Source organism: Microbacterium bandirmense (assembly GCF_037204185.1).
GTDB lineage: Bacteria > Actinomycetota > Actinomycetes > Actinomycetales > Microbacteriaceae > Microbacterium > Microbacterium bandirmense.
Genome location: NZ_JBBDGM010000027.1, coordinates 1 through 5,463, shown reverse-complemented (window position 1 = coordinate 5,463; position 5,463 = coordinate 1). Strand labels below are relative to the sequence as shown.

The window sequence follows — 5,463 nt, the reverse complement described above, 5'->3', positions numbered from 1 at the left end:
TAAGAGAAGTCCGGCGGTGTCCTACTCTCCCACAGGGTCCCCCCTGCAGTACCATCGGCGCTGTGAGGCTTAGCTTCCGGGTTCGGAATGTGACCGGGCGTTTCCCTCACGCTATGGCCGCCGTAACACTATTGACATGTATCAGGCAACACACACGTGTGTGTTGTTTGGTTCCCGACCGTACGTCGAGAACCACAAAGTGGACGCGTTCATCTCGCAGAAGAACAGAGTGTTATCAAGTCATCGGCTTATTAGTACCAGTCAGCTGCACCCGTTGCCGGGCTTCCACATCTGGCCTATCAACCCAGTCGTCTGGCTGGGAGCCTCTCCACCCGAAGGTGATGGAAGTCTCATCTTGAGGCCGGCTTCCCGCTTAGATGCTTTCAGCGGTTATCCATCCCGAACGTAGCTAACCAGCGGTGCTCCTGGCGGAACAACTGGCACACCAGAGGTTCGTCCAACCCGGTCCTCTCGTACTAGGGTCAGATCCTCTCAAACTTCCTACGCGCGCAGCGGATAGGGACCGAACTGTCTCACGACGTTCTAAACCCAGCTCGCGTACCGCTTTAATGGGCGAACAGCCCAACCCTTGGGACCTACTCCAGCCCCAGGATGCGACGAGCCGACATCGAGGTGCCAAACCATGCCGTCGATATGGACTCTTGGGCAAGATCAGCCTGTTATCCCCGAGGTACCTTTTATCCGTTGAGCGACAGCGCTTCCACAAGCCACTGCCGGATCACTAGTCCCGACTTTCGTCCCTGCTCGACCTGTCAGTCTCACAGTCAAGCTCCCTTGTGCACTTACACTCGCCACCTGATTGCCAACCAGGTTGAGGGAACCTTTGGGCGCCTCCGTTACTTTTTGGGAGGCAACCGCCCCAGTTAAACTACCCACCAGGCACTGTCCCTGAACCGGATCACGGTTCGAAGTTAGATATCCAATATGACCAGAGTGGTATTTCAACAATGACTCCACCATAACTGGCGTCATGGTTTCATAGTCTCCCACCTATCCTACACAAGCCACACCGAACACCAATACCAAGCTGTAGTAAAGGTCACGGGGTCTTTCCGTCCTGCTGCGCGTAACGAGCATCTTTACTCGTAATGCAATTTCGCCGAGTTCGCGGTTGAGACAGTTGGGAAGTCGTTACGCCATTCGTGCAGGTCGGAACTTACCCGACAAGGAATTTCGCTACCTTAGGATGGTTATAGTTACCACCGCCGTTTACTGGGGCTTAAATTCTCAGCTTCGCCTTGCGGCTAACCGGTCCTCTTAACCTTCCAGCACCGGGCAGGCGTCAGTCCGTATACATCGACTTGCGTCTTCGCACGGACCTGTGTTTTTAGTAAACAGTCGCTACCCACTAGTCTCTGCGGCCACCACGCCCTTTTCCCAGCAAGTGGGTATAAGCGGATGGCCCCCCTTCTCCCGAAGTTACGGGGGCATTTTGCCGAGTTCCTTAACCACGATTCTCTCGATCTCCTCGGTATTCTCTACCTGACCACCTGAGTCGGTTTGGGGTACGGGCGGCTTGAACCTCGCGTCGATGCTTTTCTCGGCAGCATAGGATCACCCACTTTTCATCCGCATCGTGTCTCAGCCTGAATGAGTCGCGGATTTGCCTACGACTCGGCCTACGCACTTGCACCAGGACAACCATCGCCTGGCTGGGCTACCTTCCTGCGTCACACCTGTTAATACGCTAGCCGCACCAGCATAGGGTCGTGTGCTCCACCACCCGGTGTCACCCGAAGGTGACGGTGGATGGCTTCGGACACTTAGCATTACTGGATTAGCTGGGGCGGTTCTTCGCCGGTACGGGAATATCAACCCGTTGTCCATCGACTACGCCTGTCGGCCTCGCCTTAGGTCCCGACTTACCCAGGGAAGATTAGCTTGACCCTGGAACCCTTGGTCTTCCGGAGGACGTGTTTCTCACACGTCTTTCGCTACTCATGCCTGCATTCTCACTCGTGTGGCATCCACGGCTGGTTCACACCGCCGCTTCACTCGCCACACGACGCTCTCCTACCCATCAACACGGCTGGACCACGAAGGCCTACCAAAAATGTCAATGCCACAACTTCGGTGGCGTGCTTGAGCCCCGTTACATTGTCGGCGCGGAATCACTTGACCAGTGAGCTATTACGCACTCTTTCAAGGGTGGCTGCTTCTAAGCCAACCTCCTGGTTGTCTAAGCAACTCCACATCCTTTTCCACTTAGCACGCGCTTAGGGACCTTAGATGGTGGTCTGGGTTGTTTCCCTCTCGACTATGAAGCTTATCCCCCACAGTCTCACTGCTGCGCTCTCACTTACCGGCATTCGGAGTTTGGCTGACGTCAGTAACCTGGTGAGGCCCATCGGCCATCCAGTAGCTCTACCTCCGGCAAGAAACACGCAACGCTGCACCTAAATGCATTTCGGAGAGAACCAGCTATCACGAAGTTTGATTGGCCTTTCACCCCTATCCACAGCTCATCCCCTCAGTTTTCAACCTAAGTGGGTTCGGCCCTCCACACGCTCTTACACGTGCTTCAGCCTGGCCATGGATAGATCACTTCGCTTCGGGTCTAGAACATGCGACTAAAAACGCCCTATTCAGACTCGCTTTCGCTACGGCTACCCCACACGGGTTAACCTCGCCACATATCACTAACTCGCAGGCTCATTCTTCAAAAGGCACGCTGTCACCCCTACTAAGGAGGCTCCAACGGTTTGTAAGCAAACGGTTTCAGGTACTATTTCACTCCCCTCCCGGGGTACTTTTCACCTTTCCCTCACGGTACTTGTCCGCTATCGGTCATCTGGGAGTATTTAGGCTTATCAGGTGGTCCTGACAGATTCACACGGGATTTCTCGGGCCCCGTGCTACTTGGGATACTCTTCACGCTGTGAACAACATTTCAACTACGGGGCTGGCACCCACTATGGCTGGCCTTTCAAGACCATTCGTCTATACCGTCACATCACGTCGACCACTCGGCAGAATGATCAGAAAAGTCCCACAACCCCGGGCATGCAACGCCTGCCGGCTATCACACACACCCGGTTTAGCCTCATCCGCTTTCGCTCGCCACTACTCACGGAATCACATGTTGTTTTCTCTTCCTGTGGGTACTGAGATGTTTCACTTCCCCACGTTCCCTCTACCCGCCCTATATATTCAGGCGGGAGTCACCAGGTCGCACAAACGCCTGGCGGGGTTTCCCCATTCGGACACCCTCGGATCAAAACTTGCTTATCAGTTCCCCGAGGCTTATCGCAGATTGCTACGTCCTTCTTCGGCTCCAGATGCCAAGGCATCCACCGTTTGCTCTTAAAGACTTGAAATCACATGAGAAGCCACCAGCCCAGGAAAAGACTGGCAGCAAAGTTTTCTTTAAGATGCTCGCGTCCACTGTGTAGTTCTCAAAGTACGGGCGGTCCCCCAACCCCATCCCCAACCCGGGGACGACGAAGAGGGCCTCGAGGTTCGGTTCGACCAACGGCCGGCCCGGTCCCTCAGGACCCAACAGCGTGCAGCCGCCCGCTGGCTTCCTCCACCGTTCCAGATCCCGAAGGACCGTACTAAACGAAGTCAGCTGCGCTGACGGCATGTCAAATGTTCCACCCATGAGCTCCGGTCACACACATTCGGTGCGAATCCGGCTCTGACAACCCTCGCGGGCTGCAGTGCTCCTTAGAAAGGAGGTGATCCAGCCGCACCTTCCGGTACGGCTACCTTGTTACGACTTAGTCCTAATTACCGATCCCACCTTCGACAGCTCCCTCCCACAAGGGGTTAGGCCACCGGCTTCAGGTGTTACCGACTTTCATGACTTGACGGGCGGTGTGTACAAGACCCGGGAACGTATTCACCGCAGCGTTGCTGATCTGCGATTACTAGCGACTCCGACTTCATGAGGTCGAGTTGCAGACCTCAATCCGAACTGGGACCGGCTTTTTGGGATTCGCTCCACCTTACGGTATCGCAGCCCATTGTACCGGCCATTGTAGCATGCGTGAAGCCCAAGACATAAGGGGCATGATGATTTGACGTCATCCCCACCTTCCTCCGAGTTGACCCCGGCAGTATCCCATGAGTTCCCACCATTACGTGCTGGCAACATAGAACGAGGGTTGCGCTCGTTGCGGGACTTAACCCAACATCTCACGACACGAGCTGACGACAACCATGCACCACCTGTTCACGAGTGTCCAAAGAGTTGACCATTTCTGGCCCGTTCTCGTGTATGTCAAGCCTTGGTAAGGTTCTTCGCGTTGCATCGAATTAATCCGCATGCTCCGCCGCTTGTGCGGGTCCCCGTCAATTCCTTTGAGTTTTAGCCTTGCGGCCGTACTCCCCAGGCGGGGAACTTAATGCGTTAGCTGCGTCACGGAATCCGTGGAAAGGACCCCACAACTAGTTCCCAACGTTTACGGGGTGGACTACCAGGGTATCTAAGCCTGTTTGCTCCCCACCCTTTCGCTCCTCAGCGTCAGTTACGGCCCAGAGATCTGCCTTCGCCATCGGTGTTCCTCCTGATATCTGCGCATTCCACCGCTACACCAGGAATTCCAATCTCCCCTACCGCACTCTAGTCTGCCCGTACCCACTGCAAGCCCGAGGTTGAGCCTCGGAATTTCACAGCAGACGCGACAGACCGCCTACGAGCTCTTTACGCCCAATAATTCCGGATAACGCTTGCACCCTACGTATTACCGCGGCTGCTGGCACGTAGTTAGCCGGTGCTTTTTCTGCAGGTACCGTCACTCTCGCTTCTTCCCTGCTAAAAGAGGTTTACAACCCGAAGGCCGTCATCCCTCACGCGGCGTTGCTGCATCAGGCTTCCGCCCATTGTGCAATATTCCCCACTGCTGCCTCCCGTAGGAGTCTGGGCCGTGTCTCAGTCCCAGTGTGGCCGGTCACCCTCTCAGGCCGGCTACCCGTCGACGCCTTGGTGAGCCATTACCTCACCAACAAGCTGATAGGCCGCGAGCCCATCCCCAACCGAAAAATCTTTCCACCCGCACACCATGCGGTGACGGGACATATCCAGTATTAGACGCCGTTTCCAGCGCTTATCCCAGAGTCAGGGGCAGGTTGCTCACGTGTTACTCACCCGTTCGCCACTAATCCCCAAGTGCAAGCACCCGGTTCATCGTTCGACTTGCATGTGTTAAGCACGCCGCCAGCGTTCATCCTGAGCCAGGATCAAACTCTCCGTAAAAAACAGATGCAAACACAACCACCGGGAAAACGGCGACCATGCAGCGAGTTCAATCATGACCAAAAGAACAAACATCATTGCTGACATTCATATAAATTGATCCAAAGGAATTCTCAACCAATCCCCACAGGGACTGGACGAGGATAATTTGGCATTTGACAAGTGCACGCTGTTGAGTTCTCAAGGATCGGACGCACCCACACACCCACCCCTCAAGGTGAGACGCGCAGGGCAACTTCACAATC

Annotated in this window: 3 rRNA genes; all 3 read right to left on the bottom strand. The window is 55.2% G+C overall.

The features are described from left to right. Positions 1 to 8 precede the first annotated feature (8 nt). The 3 genes from rrf to WDU99_RS17100 all read right to left on the bottom strand — a co-directional run bounded on the left by rrf (position 9) and on the right by WDU99_RS17100 (position 5,218). A 5S ribosomal RNA gene (gene rrf, locus WDU99_RS17110) occupies positions 9 to 125 on the bottom strand. A gap of 106 nt (positions 126 to 231) precedes the next feature. After that, a 23S ribosomal RNA gene (locus WDU99_RS17105) occupies positions 232 to 3,338 on the bottom strand. Positions 3,339 to 3,691: 353 nt separating this feature from the next. Further along, positions 3,692 to 5,218: ribosomal RNA gene (locus tag WDU99_RS17100) — 16S ribosomal RNA — on the bottom strand. The 16S, 23S and 5S rRNA genes sit together here, the layout of an rRNA operon. Positions 5,219 to 5,463: the final 245 nt, after the last annotated feature.